At 34.0% G+C, this 22,979-nt stretch carries 18 protein-coding genes; 10 read left to right on the top strand and 8 right to left on the bottom strand.

The window, feature by feature from the left end; translation table 11 throughout:
- Nucleotides 1-32: 32 nt before the first annotated feature.
- Genes DFQ09_RS03605 through DFQ09_RS03595 form a run of 3 tightly spaced genes read left to right on the top strand, consistent with a single transcriptional unit; the run spans nucleotide 33 to nucleotide 3,595 of the window.
- Nucleotides 33-1,586 (top strand): serine hydrolase, encoded by a 1,554-nt coding sequence (locus tag DFQ09_RS03605; RefSeq protein ID WP_115808277.1) that lies wholly within the window; start codon nucleotides 33-35, stop codon nucleotides 1,584-1,586.
- Nucleotides 1,587-2,891 carry a branched-chain amino acid transport system II carrier protein gene (locus tag DFQ09_RS03600; protein WP_115808275.1) on the top strand — a complete coding sequence of 435 codons (1,305 nt, stop codon included), beginning with the start codon at nucleotides 1,587-1,589 and terminating at the stop codon, nucleotides 2,889-2,891. It begins immediately after the preceding gene.
- On the top strand, nucleotides 2,891-3,595 hold the full coding sequence (locus DFQ09_RS03595; protein WP_115808273.1) for a DNA adenine methylase: 705 nt from the start codon (nucleotides 2,891-2,893) through the stop codon (nucleotides 3,593-3,595). The genes DFQ09_RS03600 and DFQ09_RS03595 overlap by 1 nt, the downstream gene beginning before the upstream one ends.
- Nucleotides 3,596-3,662: 67 nt before the next feature.
- On the opposite strand, the gene DFQ09_RS03590 is transcribed toward DFQ09_RS03595, so the two are convergent.
- Both DFQ09_RS03590 and DFQ09_RS03585 read right to left on the bottom strand, forming a co-directional pair.
- A complete protein-coding gene (locus tag DFQ09_RS03590; RefSeq protein WP_115808271.1) occupies nucleotides 3,663-4,586 on the bottom strand; it encodes an EamA family transporter in 924 nt (307 codons plus the stop codon).
- Nucleotides 4,587-4,678: 92 nt separating this feature from the next.
- Nucleotides 4,679-5,971, bottom strand: a complete 1,293-nt coding sequence (locus DFQ09_RS03585) for an aminopeptidase P family protein (protein ID WP_115808269.1) — start codon at nucleotides 5,969-5,971, stop codon at nucleotides 4,679-4,681.
- A 399-nt stretch (nucleotides 5,972-6,370) separates the two neighbouring features.
- On the opposite strand from DFQ09_RS03585, the gene DFQ09_RS03580 reads away from it, so the two are divergent.
- The 4 genes from DFQ09_RS03580 (at nucleotide 6,371) to DFQ09_RS03565 (ending at nucleotide 11,700) form a co-directional block, all read left to right on the top strand.
- Entirely contained in the window at nucleotides 6,371-7,045 is a 675-nt protein-coding gene (locus DFQ09_RS03580) for a succinate dehydrogenase cytochrome b subunit (protein ID WP_040757229.1), read from the top strand.
- A gap of 12 nt (nucleotides 7,046-7,057) precedes the next feature.
- Nucleotides 7,058-9,070: a fumarate reductase/succinate dehydrogenase flavoprotein subunit gene (locus DFQ09_RS03575; protein WP_115808267.1), complete on the top strand. Its 2,013-nt coding sequence runs from the start codon at nucleotides 7,058-7,060 to the stop codon at nucleotides 9,068-9,070.
- 10 nt (nucleotides 9,071-9,080) lie between these two features.
- A complete protein-coding gene (locus DFQ09_RS03570; RefSeq protein ID WP_040757231.1) occupies nucleotides 9,081-9,827 on the top strand; it encodes a succinate dehydrogenase/fumarate reductase iron-sulfur subunit in 747 nt (248 codons plus the stop codon).
- A 100-nt stretch (nucleotides 9,828-9,927) separates the two neighbouring features.
- Entirely contained in the window at nucleotides 9,928-11,700 is a 1,773-nt protein-coding gene (locus tag DFQ09_RS03565) for a MutS-related protein (RefSeq protein WP_115808265.1), read from the top strand.
- A 147-nt stretch (nucleotides 11,701-11,847) separates the two neighbouring features.
- On the opposite strand, the gene rpmA is transcribed toward DFQ09_RS03565, so the two are convergent.
- Both rpmA and rplU read right to left on the bottom strand, forming a co-directional pair.
- On the bottom strand, nucleotides 11,848-12,108 hold the full coding sequence (rpmA, locus tag DFQ09_RS03560) for a 50S ribosomal protein L27 (RefSeq protein ID WP_074936881.1): 261 nt from the start codon (nucleotides 12,106-12,108) through the stop codon (nucleotides 11,848-11,850).
- Between the two features lie 42 nt (nucleotides 12,109-12,150).
- The gene (gene rplU / locus DFQ09_RS03555) at nucleotides 12,151-12,804 is read right to left on the bottom strand and encodes a 50S ribosomal protein L21 (RefSeq protein ID WP_115808263.1); all 654 of its coding nucleotides are present in this window, start codon (nucleotides 12,802-12,804) and stop codon (nucleotides 12,151-12,153) included.
- A gap of 298 nt (nucleotides 12,805-13,102) precedes the next feature.
- Here rplU and DFQ09_RS03550 point away from each other — a divergent pair, with 298 nt between their 5' ends.
- Entirely contained in the window at nucleotides 13,103-14,422 is a 1,320-nt protein-coding gene (locus tag DFQ09_RS03550) for a M16 family metallopeptidase (RefSeq protein ID WP_115808261.1), read from the top strand.
- A 1-nt stretch (nucleotide 14,423) separates the two neighbouring features.
- Nucleotides 14,424-16,520 carry an insulinase family protein gene (locus DFQ09_RS03545; protein ID WP_245940299.1) on the top strand — a complete coding sequence of 699 codons (2,097 nt, stop codon included), beginning with the start codon at nucleotides 14,424-14,426 and terminating at the stop codon, nucleotides 16,518-16,520.
- Between the two features lie 57 nt (nucleotides 16,521-16,577).
- Here DFQ09_RS03545 and DFQ09_RS03540 read toward each other — a convergent pair whose 3' ends face one another.
- A complete protein-coding gene (locus DFQ09_RS03540) occupies nucleotides 16,578-17,489 on the bottom strand; it encodes a DMT family transporter (protein ID WP_115808259.1) in 912 nt (303 codons plus the stop codon).
- Nucleotides 17,490-17,562: 73 nt separating this feature from the next.
- Between DFQ09_RS03540 and DFQ09_RS03535 the strand changes: the two genes are divergently transcribed.
- On the top strand, nucleotides 17,563-18,078 hold the full coding sequence (locus DFQ09_RS03535; protein ID WP_115808257.1) for a cation transporter: 516 nt from the start codon (nucleotides 17,563-17,565) through the stop codon (nucleotides 18,076-18,078).
- A gap of 53 nt (nucleotides 18,079-18,131) precedes the next feature.
- On the opposite strand, the gene DFQ09_RS03530 is transcribed toward DFQ09_RS03535, so the two are convergent.
- The 3 genes from DFQ09_RS03530 to DFQ09_RS03520 form a co-directional block, all read right to left on the bottom strand.
- Complete coding sequence (locus DFQ09_RS03530; protein ID WP_115808255.1) at nucleotides 18,132-18,494, bottom strand: hypothetical protein; 363 nt, start codon at nucleotides 18,492-18,494, stop codon at nucleotides 18,132-18,134.
- 171 nt (nucleotides 18,495-18,665) lie between these two features.
- Nucleotides 18,666-20,069: a DUF5689 domain-containing protein gene (locus tag DFQ09_RS03525; protein WP_115808413.1), complete on the bottom strand. Its 1,404-nt coding sequence runs from the start codon at nucleotides 20,067-20,069 to the stop codon at nucleotides 18,666-18,668.
- Nucleotides 20,070-20,147: 78 nt separating this feature from the next.
- Complete coding sequence (locus DFQ09_RS03520; protein ID WP_115808253.1) at nucleotides 20,148-22,928, bottom strand: carboxypeptidase regulatory-like domain-containing protein; 2,781 nt, start codon at nucleotides 22,926-22,928, stop codon at nucleotides 20,148-20,150.
- Nucleotides 22,929-22,979: the final 51 nt, after the last annotated feature.

Below are 22,979 nucleotides of genomic sequence, written 5' to 3'. Positions count from 1 at the left end.
TTTGAAATCTTTCAAATTAAATTAAAAATCTAATGGGTTTAAAACGCTTTTTTTCAATAGTTCTTTTGAGTTCTGCTTTCTTATTAAATGCTCAGATTAAAGAGCAACAACTCGATAAGCTTATAAAGGAAACTTTAACAACCTTTGATGTCCCTGGTATTTCTGTTGGTGTTTATAAAGATGGAAAAGTCGTTTATGCTAAAGGTCATGGTGTGCGTTCGCTAACCAATAAAAAAGACATGAACGATGAAACGTTAGTTGGTGTCGCATCTAATAGTAAAGGATTTACGTGTTTTGCATTGGCGATGATGGTTGATGCTGGGGCGTTGAATTGGGATGATAAAGTGCGTAAACATATTCCAGAATTTCAATTACACGATGCTTGGGTAACTGAAGAATTTACGGTTAGAGATTTGGTTACACACCGCAGTGGAATGGGATTAGGTGCTGGAGATTTAATGTTTTTTCCTGAAGGCAGTGATTTTACAGTAGAGGACATTATTAATAATGTAAAATATTTAGAACCTGAAAGTTCATTTAGAAGCAAATTTGCATATAACAACAATATGTTCATTATAGCAGGTGAAGTTTTAAAACGGGTGAGTGGTTTGTCTTGGGAAGACTTTATTGAAACCAAGATTATGAAACCAGTTGGAATGACAAGTAGTAAAGCATCTTATAATCGTGTTTCAGATAAATCGAATATCATTGATGCGCATACGATGGCAGAAGGAAAGGTAATTCAGATTCCACACGATTGGAGTGAAACAGCTAATCCTGCAGGAGGAATTGTGAGTAATATTCCAGATATGTTAACTTGGGCTCAATTTTTAATGAATGATGCGGTTACCCAAAATGGTGAACGTTTATTAAGTACTAAGCAGTTTCATGAACTTTGGCAATTGCAAACTCCTTTAAATGTATCTCCAAATGATTCATACGATTCTAATTTTAAAGGCTACGGATTAGGTTGGTTTGTTGCCGATGTTAAAGGTGGTTTTAAACAAGTGTATCATACAGGTGGTTTGTTGGGAACCGTAACACAGTTTACTATGATCCCAGATTTAGATTTAGGCATTGTGGTGTTAACAAATCAAATGAATGGTTCTGCTTTTAATACCATCACAAATACAATTAAAGATGCTTATCTCGGTTATGAAAATCGAAATTGGTTAGAGAAGTACGGCAAATCTAATGCCGATAATATTATTTATAACGACAGTATAAAAGCTGCAGTGTATTCAAAAGTTGAAAAGGCAAAAACGCTTAAATCAATTCCGAAACCAAAACAAATTATCGGGACTTATACAGACGATTGGTTTGGTGATGTGATGATTTCTCACGATTCAAAAAAAGGATACACTATAAAGAGTAAGCGTTCATCAAGATTGTTTGGTGAGTTGTTGCCATTTAATGCGACTACTTTTGTGGCGAAATGGAACGATAGAAGTTATGATGCAGATGTTTACGTGAAATTTACCTTTAACGAAAAAGGAGAAGCGGTTTCAGCGACCATGAACTATATTGCACCAATTACTGATTTTAGTTTCGATTTTGGTGATTTAGAACTTAAGAAAACGAACTAGGTGGATATAAAACGCAAAGAACTTTTAATTACCAGTTTTGCATTGTTCTCATTATTTTTTGGAGCGGGTAATTTACTGCTACCACCTTTATTGGGGTATAACTCTGGTGACGATTGGATTTTGGTGACTATTGGCTTTATGATTACCGCTGTGGTAATTCCAATACTTGGGATTCTTGCGCATGCCAGACTTCAAGGGACGTTATTCGATTTTGGTAAAAAAGTATCTCCAAGCTTTAGTTTAATTTACTGTATTTTAATCTATATAATTGCAGTGGCCATTCCGTCGCCAAGAACGGCTGCGGCAACGCATGAAATTGCAATCTTTCCAGCTTTTGGAACTTCACCTTTATTAACGAGCTTTATTTATTTTTCGCTTGTGTTGGTTTTTGTGCTTAATCGCTCAAAAATATTAAGTCTTATCGGAAAATTTTTAACGCCGTTTATTGTTATCATGCTTTTGGCAGTCATTAGTATTGGCTTATTTTCTTCTGAATTTAGTACAGGGATTTCTCAATTTGAAACGCCTATTGCTACAGGGATTCTAGAAGGCTATCAAACTTTTGATGCTATTGGAGCGGTGGTTGTTGGAGCTGTAATCATTATTTCCTTGAATTTTAAAAACATGGCTGTTGAGGCGTACAGTTCTAAGCGGACGTTGATTCGTAAATCAGGTTTTATAGCAGGTTTGGGTTTATTTGTTATTTATGCCGGTTTAATTTCTGTGGGAGCTTATTATAGTTCTGAAATTAATATTAATGCAGATTTAAGTAGTGATATGCAACGTGCCAATTTATTACGAGATATCAGTATCTCGGCGTTAGGTGAATTTGGAAATACCGTTTTGAGTGTTCTAATTTCACTAGCGTGTTTTACAACGGCCATTGGTATTGTGGCTGGTACGGCAGATTATTTTAAAGGCTTGTTAAACGATTCTCAAACGGTTTATGTTATTACAGCTGTTTTAGCAAGTGTTCTAGGAGTTGCTATGGGTCAGTTAGATTTTAATTCCATTATAGTTGTTGCGATTCCAGTATTATTATTTATCTATCCTATTACGATTGTACTTATTTTATTGAATGTATTGCCCGAAAAAATAGCAACGCCATTAGTGTTTAGAATGGTGATTCTTGTGACCTTTCTTTTTAGTATTCCAGATGTTGTTGGTTTTATTAGTCCGTCTGAAGATTTAGCAATGGTTACCAATTATATTCCGTTTTCTAGTCAAAGTTTAGGCTGGGTGTTACCCGCTTTTTTAGTCTTTGTGATTTCGTCTTTTGTGCAACAAAAAATGACAACTAGATAATGAAGTACATGGGAAGCAAGGCGCGTTTTGCCAAAGATTTACTGCCAATTATTCTGAAAGACAGAAAAGAAAACCAAGCTTATCTTGAGCCTTTTGCAGGTGGTATGAATATGATCGACAAGGTTGATGGTGTTAGGATTGCCAACGATCAGCACCAAGAACTTATGGAGATGTGGCAAGCTTTGGTCAATGAAAATTGGGATCCACCGCAATTGGTTACTGAAAAAGACTACAAGCATATCAAATATAACCAAGAGCAATACCCAAAACATGTCGTGGGTTATGTTGGGTTTAATTCTTTCGGTGGAAAATGGTTTGCGGGTTACAGACGCGATAAGGAAGGTAAACGCGATTATTGGGGAGAACACTATCGTAATATTACGAAGCAAGTCCCAAACTTAGAAGGCGTAATTCTATCTTGTAAATCGTATACCGAATTAGAAATTCCAAAACAAAGTATCATCTATTGCGATCCTCCTTATGCTTCTACAACGAAGTATCGAGACGGTTTTGATCATGAGAAATTCTGGGAATGGTGCAGGCAACAAAGTAAAGCGGATCACCAAGTATTTGTTAGTGAGTATAATGCGCCAGAAGATTTTAAATGTGTTTGGGAAAAACCTGCAAAAACAACATTTTCTTGGCATGCTGAGAACTTAGCTCCTAAAGTTGCTTTGGAGCGCTTGTTTATTTTTGAAGGCTAAACCGTATTAGAAATTTGACGTTTTGTAATGAAACAAGGTCAATCATTATGTATTTAGTTCTAGTCGCTTAAATTTCTTTTTTGAAGCGTTTAAAAAGCGTAATGGTCTTTTTGGTGTTAATAAAATACACACCGGTAAGTAAAACAGCCGCGGCAATTAAAGATTGCGCCGAAAAGGTTTCATCTAAAAAATACCATCCTAAAATTAAAGCCACAATTGGGTTTACATACGTTGAGGTCGCTACTTTTTCTGGAGACACTTTGCTCAATAAGTAGTTAAACGCCGTAAAAGCAACAATGCTTCCAAAAATAATAAGCATTCCCATAGAGTTGATGATTTCGGTATTCCAGCTCGAAAAAGGGAGTCGTTCTTCGCCAACAATAAGGCTGCCGATTAATAATAGGCTACCTCCAAATAGCATTTGGTAACCTGTATTCACAAAAAAGTTTGAAGGTAAGTCGGCTTTTGAAACAAAAAGACTACAATAGGCCCAACTTAGCATGCATATAAAAATCATAATCATTCCGGTAACCATGCCTTCTTGTCCAATCATTTCACGTTGACTCACTAACAAATAAATACCGATACAGCCAATTACAACACCTAATATAGACATAGGTTGAATCTTTTTACCTTCTAAAATTCGCAATAGAATTAATACAACTAAAGGTTGCGCCGAAATTTCTAAAGCAGCAAAACCGCTATCAACAGACTTTAATGCCCAAACGACTAAACCATTCCCAATCGTTAAAAACAAAAAACCGGCAATTGCTGTATTTCGTAGTTGTCGCTTTGTGATTTTTAAAGGAATTTTTAAAAATTTGGCAATAGTAAAAATCAAGATACTTGCTGTGATAAATCGGATAGAAGCAGCGTATAATGGAGCTAATTGACTAACTAAAATTTTGTTCAACAGATATGTGGAGCCCCAAATAACATAAATCGAAAAAAATGCTAGTAGTATATAAAGACGTTCTTTAGTCAATTTCATACCGTTTAATTTAGAAATTAGTAGTAATCAAAAAACTTGCAAGCTACATTATGTAGCTTGCAAGTTTTTTAATATTTAAGGATATTTTAAAACTAAGAATTCATGATATCCTCAATCTCTTCAACTTCAATAGGAATATTGCGCATTAAATTAAATGGTTCTCCTTTTTCTTGTACGACGACATCATCCTCTAAGCGAATACCAAAACCTTCATCAGGAATGTAAATTCCGGGTTCAACAGTAAAGACCATATTAGCTTTCATTGGCTCAGTTAAAATCCCATAATCATGAGTGTCTAATCCCATGTGGTGAGATGTGCCGTGCATAAAATACTTTTTGTAAGCAGGCCAGTCTTTGTTTTCGTTTTGAACGTCTGCTTTGTCTAATAAACCTAAGCCTAAAAGTTCTGATGTCATTAGTTTTCCTACTTCAACATGGTATTGTTCCCATAATGTACCAGGAACAAGCATTTTTGTAGCGTCATTTTTTACACGATTTACAGCATTATAAACTTCTTTTTGTCGGTCATTAAATTTTCCTGAAACCGGAATGGTACGCGTCATATCACTAGCATAATTAGCGTATTCTGCGCCAGCATCAATCAATATTAAATCACCAGCCTTACATTGTTGGTTGTTTTCAATATAATGCAAAACGTTAGCGTTGTTTCCTGAACCAACAATTGGTGTGTAAGAAAAGCCTTTAGAACGGTTATTAAGGAACTCGTGCATAAACTCAGCTTCTAAGTTATATTCATAAACGCCAGGCTTTGTAAATTTTAAAACACGTCTAAATCCTTTTTCGGTAATGTTACAGGCTTGTTGAATTAAATCTAATTCTATTTGATCTTTTACAGAACGTAAACGTTGCAAAATTGGATTGCTTTTAGCAACACTATGTGCAGGATATTTGTCTAATAGCCATTTTGTAAAGCGGTCTTCGCGTGTTTCTGTTTCTACATTGGCTCTGTAATGTTCGTTGGTGTTAATGTAAACGGTGTCGCATTGTGTCATTAATTCAAATAACACCTTTTCCATGTCTTTTAACCAATACACAGTTTTTATTCCAGAAGTTTCAAATGCTTTTTCTTTAGTGAGTTTTTCGCCTTCCCAAACAGCAATGTGTTCATTCGTTTCTTTTAAGAAGAGAATCTCGCGATGCTTTTCCTTAGGGCAATCTGGAAATAATACCAAAATACTTTCTTCTTGGTCCACACCACTTAAATAAAATATATCTCTGTGTTGCGCAAAAGGAAGCGTGCTATCTGCACTTATAGGATAAATATCGTTAGAATTAAAAACAGCTAAACTACTTGACTTCATTTGAGCCATAAAGTTTTTACGGTTTTTTATAAATAGTTGCTTATCTATTAAATCGTATTTCATGAGAGTAAAATTTTAAATGTTATCACACTGAGTGCAGTCGAAATAAATTCTATGTATGCGTGTGAAATGTTGTGATTTCAGTTCAATATCAAAAGTAGTGAAACTAATACTGTAGGCAAAAGTCAGAAGCTAGAATCTGTTAGAAATTAAGAGATATTTATGAAGTTTCAGTTTGAAATACTAATTTTGAAATATTAAAAGCGTAACCTTTAAGTAAGAACTCTAAAAATGTTATCGGTTATAGATTTTTTGTGCAGACTATTAACGATCTATTTTAAAGATTAAATCGTCATGTAACTAGATTAAATTCATTCTAAATAAATTAATAATACTAATGCGTAGTTGGGAAAACGTTAATTGCGCAGTATCTTTGTTAGACTAAATAAATCAAAATATACAATGAGCGGAATTCTAAATTCGTCGATTGGAAGAAAATTTGCCATGGCACTTTCGGCTTTCTTCCTAATGATTTTCTTATTACAACACTTTGCAATTAATCTATTATCTGTTTTCAGTGCAGATACTTTTAATGAAGTATCACACTTTATGGGAACGTTTTGGGTCATTCAATATCTGATGCAACCTGTATTAATTTTTGGTGTTATTTTCCATTTTGTAATGGGATTTGTACTTGAGATAAAAAACAATAAAGCAAGAAATATTTCTTATGCTAAAAATAATGGTGCTGCAAATTCTACTTGGATGAGTAGAAATATGATTTGGAGTGGAGCTGCAATTTTAGCTTTTATGGGACTTCATTTCTACGATTTTTGGTTTCCAGAAATAAACACCAAATATATTGTTGGTGATATGTCTGGGCAACTTGCTAACGGAGAATTTAGGTATTTCGAAGAGCTTCAACACAAGTTTGTAGACCTTTGGAGAGTTGTACTTTATGTAATTGCTTTTGTTTTCTTAGCATTACATTTACTACACGGATTTAGCTCAGCCTTTCAGTCGGTTGGTGCAAATAATAAATACACAAAAGGATTAAAGGGATTTGGAAAAGCATATGCAATTATTATTCCATTAGGATTTATATTTATTGCATTATTTCATCACCTTAATCATTAAAACATATCTAATATGGCTTTAGATTCAAAAGTACCAAAGGGTTCAATTAAAGATAAATGGACCGATTATAAAAATCACATCGATTTAGTAAATCCTGCCAACAAACGTCATATTGATGTTATTGTTGTTGGAACAGGATTAGCTGGTGGCTCTGCTGCTGCAACATTAGCCGAGTTAGGCTATAATGTAAAAGCATTTGCTTACCAAGATTCACCTCGTAGAGCGCACTCAATTGCAGCTCAAGGTGGTATTAATGCAGCAAAAAATTACCAAGGTGATGGTGATTCTACTTATAGATTATTTTACGATACCGTTAAAGGTGGTGATTACCGCTCTCGTGAAGCTAACGTTTATCGTTTAGCTGAGGTGTCTGCTAATATCATTGACCAATGTGTGGCTCAAGGTGTTCCTTTTGCACGTGATTATGGTGGATTATTAGACAACCGTTCATTTGGTGGTGTTTTAGTTTCTAGAACATTTTACGCTAAAGGACAAACAGGACAACAGTTATTATTAGGAGCGTATTCTGCAATGAATAGACAAATTGCTCGTGGTAAGATCGAAATGTTTAACCGTCACGAAATGCTAGACGTTGTTATTGTAGACGGAAAAGCAAGAGGTATTATTGCTCGTAATTTAATTACTGGTGAAATAGAAAGACATTCGGCACATGCTGTTGTTGTTGGTTCTGGTGGATACGGAAATGTATATTTCTTATCAACAAACGCTATGGGATCTAACGCAACTGCAGCTTGGAAAATTCATAAAAAAGGAGCATATTTCGCAAATCCTTGTTATACACAAATTCACCCAACATGTATTCCACGTTCGGGAGATTACCAATCGAAACTGACTTTAATGTCAGAATCATTGCGTAATGATGGTCGTATTTGGGTTCCTAAAAATATGGAAGACGTTATGGCAATTAGAGAAGGTCGTAAAAAACCAACTGATTTGTCAGAAGATGAACGCGATTATTACTTAGAAAGACGTTATCCTGCATTTGGTAACTTAGTACCTCGTGATGTAGCATCACGTGCAGCAAAAGAACGTTGTGATGCTGGTTATGGTGTTAATGCAACTGGTGAAGCTGTATATTTAGATTTTGCTTCTGCTTTTGAACGTTACGGAAGAGAGCAAGCTAAAATTCATAATATCACAAATCCTTCAGACGAAAAAATTTACGAATTAGGTCAAGCGATCGTAGAAGCGAAATATGGAAACTTATTTCAGATGTATGAAAAGATTATAGATCAAAATCCATACAAAACACCGATGATGATTTATCCTGCAGTACACTATACAATGGGTGGTGTTTGGGTAGATTACAACTTAATGACTACGATTCCTGGTTGTTATTGTATTGGTGAAGCTAATTTCTCTGATCATGGTGCAAACAGACTTGGAGCTTCTGCCTTAATGCAAGGTTTAGCAGATGGTTATTTTGTATTACCATATACTATAGGTGATTATTTATCTGATGATATTCGTACTGGGAAAATTCCAACGGATACTAAAGAATTTGATGAAGCAGAAAAAGAAGTAAGCGATAGAATTAACTTTTTCGTAAATAATAAAGGAACAAAATCTGTTGATTATTTCCATAAGAAATTAGGGAAAGTAATGTGGGACAAGGCAGGGATGTCTAGAAACGCAGAAGGTTTAATAGAGGCTATGGCAGAAATTAAAGCCATAAGAGAAGAATTCTGGAAAGATGTTTCTGTACCAGGAACAGCAGATGAAATGAATCCTGAGCTTGAAAAAGCTGGGCGTGTTGCAGATTTCTTAGAACTAGGAGAATTGTTTGCAAAAGATGCTTTAATGAGAGAAGAATCTTGTGGTGGACACTTTAGAGAAGAATCTGCAGAATTAGATGGTCCTCAAAAAGGAGAAGCGAAGCGTAATGATGAAGACTTTGCCTTTGTTGCTGCTTGGGAATATAAAGGAGAACCGGCTAATGCTGTATTACATAAAGAAGAATTAGAATTTAAAGATATTGAACTAAAACAACGTTCATACAAATAAGAAAGACGATATGAATTTAACACTTAAAATTTGGAGACAAAAAGACTCAAAAGCTAAGGGTCAAATGGTCGATTACAAAGTTACTGATATTTCAGAACACATGTCTTTCTTAGAAATGATGGATGTTTTGAATGAGCAATTAGTAAACTCTGGTGAAGAACCTGTAGCATTTGATCATGATTGTCGTGAAGGAATTTGCGGTATGTGTTCTATGTACATTAATGGTGAAGCACACGGACCAGATAGAGGTGTAACAACATGCCAGTTGCACATGCGTATGTTTAATGATGGTGATACAATTACTATTGAGCCATTTAGAGCAGCAGCGTTTCCTGTAATTAAAGATTTAGTTGTAGACAGAATGGCTTTTGAGCGTATTCAACAAGCAGGTGGTTATATTTCTGTAAACACTTCTGGTAACACTCAAGATGCTAACAGTATTCCTATTTCTAAGCATGCAGCAGATGAAGCTATGGATGCTGCAACTTGTATAGGTTGTGGTGCTTGTGTAGCGAGTTGTAAAAACTCTTCAGCCATGTTATTTGTTGGTGCCAAAGTATCGCAATATGCGTTATTACCACAAGGACAAGTTGAAGCCGTAGATCGTGTTAAAAACATGGTTGCGCAGATGGATTTAGAAGGTTTTGGTAACTGTACAAATACAGGTGCTTGTGAAGTAGAATGTCCTAAAGGTATTTCCTTAGAAAATATTGCACGTATGAATCGTGAGTATTTATCTGCGACTTTAAAAGGTTAACAAATTCCTGCGAAAGCAGAAATCTTATTATACAAAATCCCAAGCCTAATCATGACTTGGGATTTTTACTTTTCTTATATTTCAATTTTATTATAGACTTATGCAAAACCCAGCATCTTTTTACAAAGAGCAATTAGAATTAAATCAGGTAGCTTCTAAACGTATATTTAAACAGCTAAGCTTATATAGTTTACTTAGACTTGCCATTTTTGTGCTTTCAGGAATTGGAATTTATTTCACTTATGAGAATTGGAAAATTGCCGCAGGAATTGCTGTTTTAGGTATCTCTAGTTTTCTTTTTTTACTAGCGCGCTACACAGATTTAAAATCGAAGCGAAATCTACACAAACGATTAATTGCGATTAATGAAGAGGAATTAAAAATAGAAAAAGGTGATTTTCATGATCGTCTAGAGGGTTCAGAGTTTCAGGATCCTAAACATTTTTTTAGTTTAGATATCGATTTATTTGGGAAAGGATCTTTCTTTCAATTTATGAATAGAACAGCGCTTAAAGAAGGAGCTCAGAAATTAAGTGCCAATTTGCTTTCTAACGATATTACCAACATTAAAGAACGACAAGACGCTATAAAGGAATTAGCAGATTTACCTAAATGGAGACAAAACTATGTTGCTGTAGCGCAAGGAGTAGAAATAGAACATTCTGCAGCCTCTATTATTTCATGGTTAAAAGACTATAACCCTTTTTTAGGTAAGACACAGCTTGCATTAACTATTGGTTTTAGTATCGTATCGTTGGTGATCTTAGGATTGGGAATTGCGGAAATTATCCCAGTTACAACCATTGGGTATTGGTTATTAGTGGGACTTGGAATTACCGGTATATATTGGAAAAAGATTGATACCGTAGCACATCATACTGGAAGAGCGAAAGATACGTTTAGGCAATACGCATTGCTTTTAGAAGCTATTGAAACGACAGAATTTAACTCTGAACTATTACAAGAGAAACAAAAATTGATCAGGTCCGAAGACCAGAAAGCATCCGAAATATTCTCAAAGTTTTCAAAAGCACTGGATGCTCTAGATAACAGAAATAATCTTATTTCATTGGTTTTAGGCAATGGTTATCTATTGCTAGATATTAGAAACAGTTATAACGTTGAAAAATGGATTTCTAAATACGGCCATAAAGTAGATGATTGGTTTGAGGTGGTTACCTTCTTCGATGCGTTTAATAGCTTCGGAAATTATGCATTTAATCATCAAAAATTTACCTATCCAGTACTAACGGATGAACCCGTTACGATTTTAGCAGAAGGTTTAGGGCATCCATTGTTAAATGCTGATAAGCGTGTTGACAGTGATTTAGAATTAAAAGAAGAACAATTTTTTATTGTTACAGGAGCTAACATGGCTGGTAAAAGTACGTTTTTAAGAACCGTTGCGCTTCATATCGTCATGGCTAATGTTGGATTGCCTATTTGTGCTAGACAAAGTAAATACAAGCCTATTAAGTTAATTACAAGTATGCGTACAACGGATTCGTTAACGGATGATAGCTCGTACTTCTTTAGTGAGCTTACTAGATTGAAATTTGTGGTAGATACGATTGAAAATGATAAAAACTACTTCGTCATTTTAGATGAAATTCTAAAAGGAACCAACAGTACAGACAAAGCGATTGGCTCCCGAAAATTTGTTGAGAAACTAGTAAAACAACATGCCACAGGAATCATAGCAACACACGACTTAAGTCTTACTGAAATTGAAACCGAGTTAGAAGCCGTAAAAAACTATTACTTCGATGCCGAAATCATAAACGACGAACTCTTTTTCGATTATAAATTAAAACAAGGTGTTTGTCAAAATATGAATGCGAGTTTTCTTTTGAAGAAGATGGAGATTATATAAGAATATGTCATTCTGAGCGAAGCGAAGCATTTTTATTCTATAATAAGGATGTAACTATGAGATTCTTCGCTTTGCTTAGAATGATAGAAACAAAAAACCCTCTCTAAAAATAGAAAGGGTTTTAATATTTGATAAGAAATTTATTTCTTAAGCTTCAAAAGCTTCGATAGAAACGTAAGACTTGTTGTCTTTTTTCTTAGTAAATTTTACTAGGCCGTCAACTTTAGCATGTAAAGTATGATCTTTTCCTTGGTAAACGTTTTCACCTGGATGGTGCGTGTTTCCACGTTGTCTTATGATAATGTTACCAGCAATAGCAGCTTGTCCACCAAATATCTTAACGCCTAAACGTTTTGATTCTGATTCTCTACCATTCTTCGAACTACCAACTCCTTTTTTATGAGCCATGATCTTAAGGTTTTATTTTGTTAATATTAATGCAATTGAAAATTACTTTTCAATTCCACCGTCTAATCTGTCTTGTAATTCTTGTAACTCGTCCCACTTACCATCTGCAGCTAATTTAGCTTGCTTTGGCCAAGTATCAGTAACGATGTGTGCTAATCTTGAGCTAGCTTCAGTAAGCACAGTGCTTAATTCTTCTGGCTTAGCAGCAGCGATTTTTTCGAAAGTTTCGAAACCTGCGTTTACCAATGCTTCAGCAGCTTTTGGTCCAGCACCTTCAATTTTCTTTAAATCGTCAGCTTTACCAGTTGCTTTTTTAGGAGCAGCTTTTTCAGCTTTCGGTTCTGCTTTTTTAGCTTCTTTCTTTGGAGCAGCTTTTTTAGCTCCAGAAGCAGTAATACCTTCAATTACGATTTCAGTTAAAGATTGTCTGTGTCCGTTTTTTACACGGTAACCTTTACGTCTTTTCTTTTTGAAGACGATTACTTTGTCACCTTTAAGGTGTCTTAAGACTTTTGCACCTACTAGTGCTCCATCTATAGCTGGGGCGCCTAAAGTAATATTGTTACCATCAGCAATTAAAAGAACGTTGTCGAAATCTACTTTCTTACCTTCTTCTGTTGCTAAACGGTTAACAAAAACTCTTTGGTCTTTTTCAACTTTGAATTGATGCCCTGCTATCTCTACAATTGCGTACATAGCGTAACGTTTTTATTAATTTGTTTATTAAAAAATGAGCTTTCCTCTCAGAAAGCGGATGCAAATATACTTCTAAATTATTAATAGGCAAGCGTTTTAAAGGTTTTAGAGCTGTTTTTACTTTAAATAATTGATAGTTTAGGTATATTCATTAAAATTACCATCTGTATAAGGGATAGTTTTTACGTTATATTATGTTAAAAGTTAAATCATTGTTTATTTTTGTAAGACTTTTTGTAACAATATGCATTTAGTAGAGACAAACAGTTAAACAATTTAAATTTTAAACAAGACTACAATGAAAAACTACTTACTGGCTTTGGCTTCTTTGTTGTTTATTAGCCATCAGGCAATAGCACAAAAAGTTGAATTTGAGGAATTTGATTTAGACAACGGATTACACGTTATTATGCACCAAGATAATACGGCGCCAGTTGTTATTACATCTGTAATGTATGATGTAGGAGGAAAAGATGGAGATAGAGAACGTACAGGATTTGCACACTTCTTTGAGCACCTTTTATTTGAAGGTTCTGAAAATATTGGTCGTGGGGAATTTATGAAAATTATACCTGCAAATGGAGGTACATTTAATGCAAATACGTCTCAAGACAGAACGTACTATTATGAAATCTTCCCTTCTAATAAATTAGAGTTAGGATTATGGTTAGAGTCGGAGCGTATGTTACATCCTGTTATTGACCAAGTTGGTGTAGATACACAGAACGAAGTTGTAAAAGAAGAAAAACGTCAGAGTTACGATAATAGACCTTATGGAAGTCTTCTAAAGACTATAGGTGAGAATCTTTTTGAAGTTCACCCTTACAAGGATGAAAATATTGGTAAATTAGAACATTTAGATGCTGCTACTTTAGAAGAGTTCAATGCGTATTTCGATAAATATTACGTGCCAAACAATGCTGTATTGGTTGTCGCAGGTGATATTGATTATGCTAAAACTAAAAAATTAGTACAAGATTATTTTAGTGCTGTTAAAAAAGGTCCAGACGTAGTGCGTAATTTCCCAAAAGAAACACCAATTACTGTAACCAAAAAAGCAACTGCTTTTGATAAGAATATTCAAATCCCGGCAATTATAGCGGCATACAGACTTCCTGGTCAATCTACTAAAGATGCTTATGTGTTAGATATGATTTCTAGTTACTTAAGTGGAGGAAAGAGTTCTGTACTTTACAAAAAGTTAATTGACGAGAAAAAACAGGCTTTAACAGTACAAGCGGTTAATATTGGTCAAGTAGATTATAACATTTTTGCTTTATTCGCTTTACCACTAGGAGAGGTTAGTTTAGATACATTATTGGCTGAGATTGATGAGGAAATTGTAAAACTTCAAGATGAATTAATTAGTGAGCGTGATTATCAAAAACTTTTAAATCAGTTTGAAAATGATTTCGTAAGCTCAAATTCTAGTGTTGCAGGTATTGCAGGTTCTTTAGCAACATACTACTTATTATATGGTGATGTAAATATAATTAACAATCAGTTAGACACTTATAGATCTATTACTAGAGAAGACATTCAGGCAGCGGCTAAAAAATATTTAAGCCCTAACCAACGAGTAGAAATTGAATATCTACCAAAAAAAGAAGATCAATAATATGAAAACAGCAATTAACATGAACAATAAAATAGTAGCCTTTTTCGCATTATTTATAATGACTATTGGCGCCAGTGCACAAATAGATAGATCTCAGCCCCCTGTGGCGGGTCCAGAACCAGAAATCTCAATTGATAAGCCAGAAGAGTTTACATTAAAGAATGGTTTAAAGGTACTTGTGGTAGAAAACCATAAATTACCAAGAGTATCTTATTCTTTAAGAATCGATAATGCTCCTGTGGCAACAGGGAAAAAAGCAGGTATTGAAAGCTTAATCGGAAGTATGTTAGGTAATGGAACGACAACTATTTCTAAAGATGACTTTAACGAAGAAATTGATTTCTTAGGAGCAAGTCTAAACTTTGGAATTAGTGGCGGTTTTGCAAGTTCATTAACGAAGTATTCTGATAGAGTATTAGAATTAATGGCAGATGCAGCTATCAATCCATTATTAACAGAAGAAGAGTTTGATAAAGAAAAAACAAAATTACTTGAGGGTTTAAAAGCAGATGCTAAAAGTGCAGATGCTATTTCTGGGAGAGTTGGTTTGGCTTTATCTTATGGAACAAATCACCCTTATGGAGAATTTGTAACTGAAGAGACTATCAAAAATGTAACTTTTGGAGATGCTGTTGCGTTCTATGAAAAGTACTTTAACCCAAATCATGCTTACTTAGTTGTGATTGGTGACGTAAAATATAAAGACGTTAAAAAGCAAATTCAAAAATATTTTAAAAATTGGTCACAGTCTGTAGCTGTTAACAGTACAGTACCAAAACCAAGCGCTAACGTACAGTACACACAAATTAACTTTGTTGATGTACCAGATGCTACACAATCTAATCTTTCTATTACAAATAATGTTAATTTAAAGATGAATGATGAAGATTATCATATCGCTTTAATTACCAACAACATCTTAGGTGGTGGTGGTGAAGGTTATTTATTTAAAAATCTTAGAGAAGATAAAGGATATACATATGGTGCTTATTCTAGTTTAGGAACAGACAGATATGGCGCATCTCGTTTTAATGCAACTGCTAAAGTTAGAAATGCAGTAACTGATAGTGCTGTTATTGAAGCTTTAAAAGAAATTAAAAGAATTAGAACAGAACCAGTTGATGCTCAGCTTTTAAAAGATGCTAAAGCGAAATATGTAGGTAACTTTGTAATGGCTTTAGAGCGTCCGCAAACTATTGCAAACTATGCACTAAATATTAAGTTAAACGATTTGCCTGAAGATTTTTACACTACATATTTACAAAAAATAAATGATGTAACTGTAGAAGATATTCAACGTGTGGCCAACAAATATTTTAAAGAAGATAACTTAAGAATTATTGTTGTAGGTAATGGTGCTGAAGTTTTAGAGAATTTAGAAAAAACAGGAATTCCAATCAAGTACTTTGATAAATATGCAAATGCAACTGAAAAGCCTGTGTTTTCTAAGCCATTACCAGCAGGTTTAACTGCCGATGCTGTTATCAATAATTATATTACTGCAATTGGTGGTGAAGCGAATTTAAATAAGATTAATACAATTTTAGTGAATTCTGATGTAACTATTCAAGGAGCACCATTTAAGCCAAAAGCGACAGTTAAGCAAATGGCACCAAACAAATCTTATATGGAAATTGTTGTAGAAGGTATGGGTGCTGTAATGCAACAAAGTTTTAACGGTGAGAGCGGCTATATGGTTCAACAAGGGCAAAAAACTGTTATGGACGATAAAATGCTATCAGTTAAGAAAGCTGAAAAAGGATTGTTTCCAGAATTGTATCTTGATGCTTCTAGCTTAGAATTAGAAAGTATTATGACTATTGATGGTGCAGATGTTTATAAGGTTAAAGTAACAAATGGAGATGTTGCATCTTATAGATATTACGATACTAAAACTAACTATTTGGTAAGAACAGAAGAGTCTGCAGAGATGGGAGGACAAACAATGACAACGATTACTGATTATTCTAACTATAAAGAAGTAGACGGTGTGAAGTTTCCTAACACTATGAAAATAGCAACAGGACCTCAAGTTTTATCTTTTGAGACTACAGAAGTTAAAATTAACGAAGGAGTATCAGATGCAGATTTTAACTAATCACATTTAAATATTAATAAAAAAACCGAAGCTTTCGCTTCGGTTTTTTTATGGGTATTATTTTGGTTTAGACTGTGGTTTATGAGATAAATAGACACCAATCAAAATAAGTATTGACGCTAAACCTTGTATATAACTTAAATTCTCGCCATCTAAAACTCCCCAAATTAAAGCGACAATAGGCATAATGTAAGTTACAGAAGACGCAAAAACTGGAGTGGACATTTGTACCAATTTAAAATATAATATTTTGGCGAGTGCAGTACCAAAAACAGATAGTATAGCAACATAAACTAAGGCGTCTAATAACTTTGGATTAGAGAGCGTTTCTGCCGTAAAGAAGTCACTAAATAGTAATACAATTAGTGCAGGAATAACAATGAAGGCATAATTGCCAGCAGCAATAGCCAATGGTTTTACGTCTTGTAAATAGCGTTTTATAATATTGACGTTTGCGGCATACATTACTGTTGATGCAATTACAAAGCCTGCATATAAATAATTTTGATTGGGGTTTAATTCAGATCCTTTTAAAATTAAAATTGCCGTACCAATAAAGCCGATAATGACGCCAAAAACTTGGCGCTTGGTTGATGTGATTCTAAAAACAGCAAAGCCTAATAAAATCGTGTTTAATGGCACTAATGAGTTTAATATTGATACTACAGCACTATCAATTTCTGTTTCTGCAATGGCAAAAAAGAATGCTGGTATAAATGAACCTAAAAGCCCCGAAATTAACAACCATTTCCATTTAGATTTTGGAATTGTTTTTAGTGTATTAAAACCAAAAGCCAAAAGAAGTAGTCCTGTTATAATAGTTCTAAGCGCTCCGAGCTGATAAGCTGTAAGTCCTAAAAGCGATTTCTTAATAAGTATAAATGAGCTTCCCCATATAATGGATAGTATTATAAGGTATATCCATTTCAAATTAGGGGTTTTCGTACAAAAACGCTGTAATTGAGTCATAAAATTCGTTAATTGTTTCGCAAGGAACGTCAATATTTGTTAGTTTTAACCAAAATATTAATACTTTAAATCAATGAAGATATTTAAGACAATAAGTATAGTAGCAATTGTGGCTTTGGTTTTTACCTCTTGTAAAAATGAATCAGAACCAGAAGTAAAAACTGTAGATGTAGAAGTTGCTAAAAAAGACGTTGCTAAAACTCTAGATCCTAATGCAACGTATGCTAAAGTAGAGTTTGGAATAGACGGAATGACTTGTGCTATGGGTTGTGCTAAAACTATTGAAAAGAAGATGGCGAAAATGGAAGGTGTAAAATCTGCAAAAGTTGATTTTGATGCGCGTTTAGCTATGGTAGAGTATGATGAGGCTAAAGTAACGCCTAAATCTTTAGAAGAAGCAGTTGGTAAAGTGTCAGATACTTATAAGGTTAAAGACATGCATGCTGTAGATGATTTTGGCGCTGATAAGAAAGTTTGTAAAGCAGACTGTAAAGAGGCTTGTTGTGCAAATAAAACAGAGGGCGAAAAAACAGCTTGTAAAGCAGATTGTAAAAAAGAATGTTGTAGTAAAGAGAAAGTAACTGAATAAATTCAGATAACATAAAATAGTATAAAAACGCTATCCGAAAGGGTGGCGTTTTTTTATTGAACTTGAAGTAGTATAAAAGCTATTGCAAAGCACCCTAGAGGGAAAAGCCATAGTAAGTATATAGAAGTGTCACTGCGTTTAGATTTAGCGTTAAGAATCATTCGTTTCTTTCCGTTGTAACGCATCCAGTTTTTAGAAATTATAAACAATGCGACTATTGAAAATAATACCCAAAATTTTGTAGAAGACATCACTTGCATGTTCATTTGGCTCGCAAACGCCATAAGAAAGGCAGCTATTACAAGTACAATAGACACTTCTAAAGCACTAATATAAAGTAAAGCTATATTGATGCTTTTTTTGCCTAAAGTTTTTTTATAATGGCTAAATATAGAGATGTATAAGGTGTCTAACATAAAGATTGTATCCTTTTTTTTAAGGGTGATAAATATAGTGATTTACAATAAATCCGTATGAATTAAATAAGATATAATAGTCATACTTACCATTCGTTTGCAGCATCAAATATTTATATAAAAAAGACCGCCTGAAAAGGCAGTCTTTTTTTATGTTCTTAAGAAAAACTTTTATTGCGCTATGATTTGTACGTCACTTAAATCTAAAGTAGTAGATATTGTAGCGTTTTCACTATCATAAACAAACGCTAAAACAGCGTTACCTGTAATCATTGAAATATTGATTAATCCAGTAGCATCATAAACATTGTTGAAAAAGCCTGTGTTTTCTGGTAAAGCAGCAATTTCAGATGCTCCTATTTCAGTCCATGTAGCATCATCTGGGTTAGATCCTGCTGTATAATCATTAGAATAATATGCTTTTAATGGTTGTCCATTACTGAAAGCATCTGCAATTTGTAATATAAGTCTCTCATTATCTTGAGCATCAAAATCTATTGAAGGAGAGATTAACCAGCTAATCATTTCTAAGGTTGTAGTATTATTTTCAAATGCAGAACCTCTAACATAACCTTCTCCACTAAAGCTGCTAGCGTACCATTCCTCTGTACCTAATGTGTTTATAACTTCCCAGTCGCCTAAACCACTATCAAAACCTTCATGATAAACAACTTCGAAATCTGAAATGTCTAATAAAGTACATCTCGGGTTGTCCATATCTACATCATCCGTAGAATTAAGAGCTAATATTAAGCTAGCTCCATCAAAAGTTTTACTAACTACAGCTGTAACAGAACCGTTTCCAATTGGTAAAGGCTCATTTTTAAAACTAGAAAAACTACTCGTTTCTAATATAAATTGTGGGTAAGTAAAACCACTACAATCTTGTAAGATTCTTTGAGTATCGAAAACTTCAATTGGGTCAAAATAATTTAAACCAGCTAAATTATCAGCAAATTCAACATTTTGAACATTTACTAAAACACCTACATGGCTAGCGTTAATTGCAGTTAAACCTAAATTTAAAGGAGTAAGTTCTTCAGTAACTGTAGATCTTAAAACTTTTTGTCTAATTTGAATTTCATTTAAACTTGATACAGTAGTACCAAATTGATCAGTTTCAGTTCCTCCACCAATAGTAGTAACCCCATTTCCAACACGTTCTTCACCAATGAATAAACCTTGAAGACTAATATAAACTTCTCTTCCTAAATTGAATTGGTTATAAGTATCAACTTGGTTTAAAATTACTTTTAAACCTGATGTTGGGTTCGTAGGACTATCTTGAATAAAAAATTCTTTAAAGAAGTTCCCTGTTTGGTCAGATGAAGATACATAACCTTTTACATAGTCGTTAGTATCTACAGCTTCGATGAACTCTCCTCCTTGGTACAATGCTTTAACTTCTGCAAATGTCAATTCATTTCCAGTCTCTAACAATGATGTAAGACTTTTATTTTCTTCGTCTCCTAAGCTATTAGGAATAGTATAGTCATCATCTTGGACACAAGATGTAATAGCTACAGAAGCTATTAAGACTAATATTAATTTTAAAGATTTAATCGCTTTATTCATAACTTTTTTATTTATAATTATTGAATCTATGAAATTTGAACATTTCATAATTGTGATATTATTTGTTAATTTTTCTTTTTAGAATCTTACGTTTAGGTTAACAAAATAGTTAGCTCCACGTCCATACCAGTACTTAGAACCAAATTGAGGATTGCCATCAGCATTATCATCTCTAAGTTCTCTGTAGTTAGCATTTCTACCTTGCTCAAAACCACCTGTTTTGTAAACTTCATCTAGGATGTTACCAACACTAGCAAATAGACTAATATAATATTCATCAACTTTCCAAGATTTACCACCTACAAGGTTAATAACCATATAGTCGCTAATTTTCTCTTGTTTTAATAAGTCAGTAGCTATATCTTCATCATAGTCATTTATTGGTAATCCGTCTGAATCCAAATAGAAATTCTCTGTTCTTGTTAATGCATTAACATCTATATAAGCATTAGAGAAGAAGTTAGCTGTTGCTCCAAACCACCAGAAATCTGGATCTCTATATTCAAAACCAATAGAAGCAGCTCTTTGTGGGCCTCCTGCAAGTTTATAATCTTTTAAATTCGCTTTACCATAATCAATAGAACCGGATCCATCTGCTGTTTGAAAACTAGCAGACGTTAAGTATAAATTAGGGTTGTTGTCGTATGTGTATTGACCAATAGAAGCAGCACCTTTTAATTTTATAGTTGGTGTTACTTGTGCTTCAATTCCTAATTCCATTCCTAAATGGCTTTTGTCTATACCTTGTAAAACTTCTTGTACAAATGCAGATGTATCGTTATCTGCGATATCATTACCACCACTTAAACCATCAGCATAATAAAAGCCAACTTCGTTAGCATCTTCTATTTTTGTATAGAATCCTGTAACTTTAGCATTAACTATAGGTGATCTAAATATGTAGCTTGCATCTAAAGATGTTACTATTTCTTCACTGATATTATTTACAACAGAATGATTTTCTCTAGAGTTAGAGTACGTGTTACGTAAATTTGGTGCTCTAGTAAGGTAACCTCCATTAACATCAATTAAGTGTTTTCCTGTAATTTTATATGTGAATCCTGCTTTTGCACCAAGGCCTGTAAAAGAAAGTTCTTCTCCTTTTCCAAAAGATGCTGGTCGTCCGTCAACTCCATCAAATCTACTATTCTCCCATAACCCTTCTCTTTGGTATGTTGTGCTAGTTATATTAGCAGAAGCATAGAAATCAAATTTGTTATACTTAAACTGTCCTTGAGCATACCCTGAAATGACATCAGCATATAAGTTATAGTTATATCTGTATTTATCTCCTTCTTGTACTATTCTATCTTGATTACGGTTATCGTATTGGTACCCGTCAAAAGAATCTACGTTTAATAAACCAACATCAGAGCCTAATAAATCTAGAACTTCTCCAAAGTTTTCTGATTTTAAGTTTTTGTAGTTTACCGCTCCATTAATAACGATGTGCTCATTAATTTCAGAAGTAAATATAGAATTAACCGTTAGTTGTTTGTCATCAGCTCTGTCTTCGTATAAAGCGTAAGCAGAAGTAATGTCACCTATATTATTAGTAACGTTAGCATCTATAATACGATTCCAATCTAATTGACCATCATTTATAAATTTTTGCCCTGCTAAATACGCGCCAGCAAGATCATCTCTTTGTTCGTGGTAGCTAGGTAGTAGTTGGTAATAAGCAGCACTTGGGTTACCTCCACCACTATAATCTAATCTACTGTTTCCTAGTTTTCCAAATTGGTAACCAACATTAGTGTTTAATCTTGTTTTAGAAGATATATCCCAATAGTGATTTAACATAAAGATTGGCTCTTCAACTTCTTTAATACGAGAGTTGCGTTGTTCACCATCTAGGTCTCCCCAGTACTCATTATATTTAATCCCTTTAAGGTCATAAATCTCTTGCGTGTTTGGTGACGACTTTCCTCTTCTATTAGGTGTGTAAACTGAAGTAAAGTTAATACTATGCTTATCGTTTATTTTCTTTTCTACAGAAGCAAAGAATGAATTAGAATCATATAATGTTCCATCCACAAAACCTTCTTCTCCCCAACGTCTTCCTAACATAAGCGCATAAGACCAGCCTCCATCTAATAAACCAGATGCATAACTTGCCATTACACGGTTAGTATAACTTCTATTAGAAGATGAATAGGTAAAACGTCCACCTTTTCTGTAAGAAGACGCTCTAGTTATAATGTTTGATGTTCCTAAAACACCACCAAAATTATAGTCAGAGGGCGTAAGACCAGTTGTTAAAACTTGGTTACGCATCATATCGTTTAATCCTCCCCAATTACTCCACTGTGGTCTCCCGTTGTAAAGTTTGTTCATCTCAATACCGTTCATTAAAACAGAACCGTTTTCAGAATCTAAACCTCTAACTTTAAAGAAAGAAGAACTAAACTCAAAAGCTGCTGTTCTTTGAAAAACATCTAATGAAGATGATAATAATCCAGATATGTTATCTGCACCACTTGTGTCATCATTAAGTTCATCATCAGATAACGTAATTGTAAACATATCTTGTACATCTGTGACATCGATATCTAAAGTCATATCCGTAATATCTACGGTTTGTCCTTCATTTACAATAATAGGGTAACGTTTTGTAGCATAACCAGCTTTAGAAATTCTTAAGACTTGTTCGCCTAATGGCACATTGCTAGAAAAAATAAATTCACCAAAACCGTTGGTCAAAGTTGATTGTTGGGTTTCTTCAATAGTAATTGTTACATCTGGAATTGGTTCAGAAGATGCGGCATCTTTTACACTACCTTTAATAATGGTACTTTGTGCCATCATGGTAAAGGAAGTTAAAACTCCAAATAGTAAAATAATTAAACTTTTTTTCATATCTAAATTTAAAGTTAATAATCTTGGTACATTAAATAAAAGTTATTTAAG

The sequence above is a fragment of the Winogradskyella pacifica genome (assembly GCF_003386275.1).
Taxonomy (GTDB): Bacteria; Bacteroidota; Bacteroidia; order Flavobacteriales; family Flavobacteriaceae; genus Winogradskyella; species Winogradskyella pacifica.
Note: the sequence above shows the minus strand (reverse complement) of the source record. Positions and strands in the feature narration are given on the sequence as shown.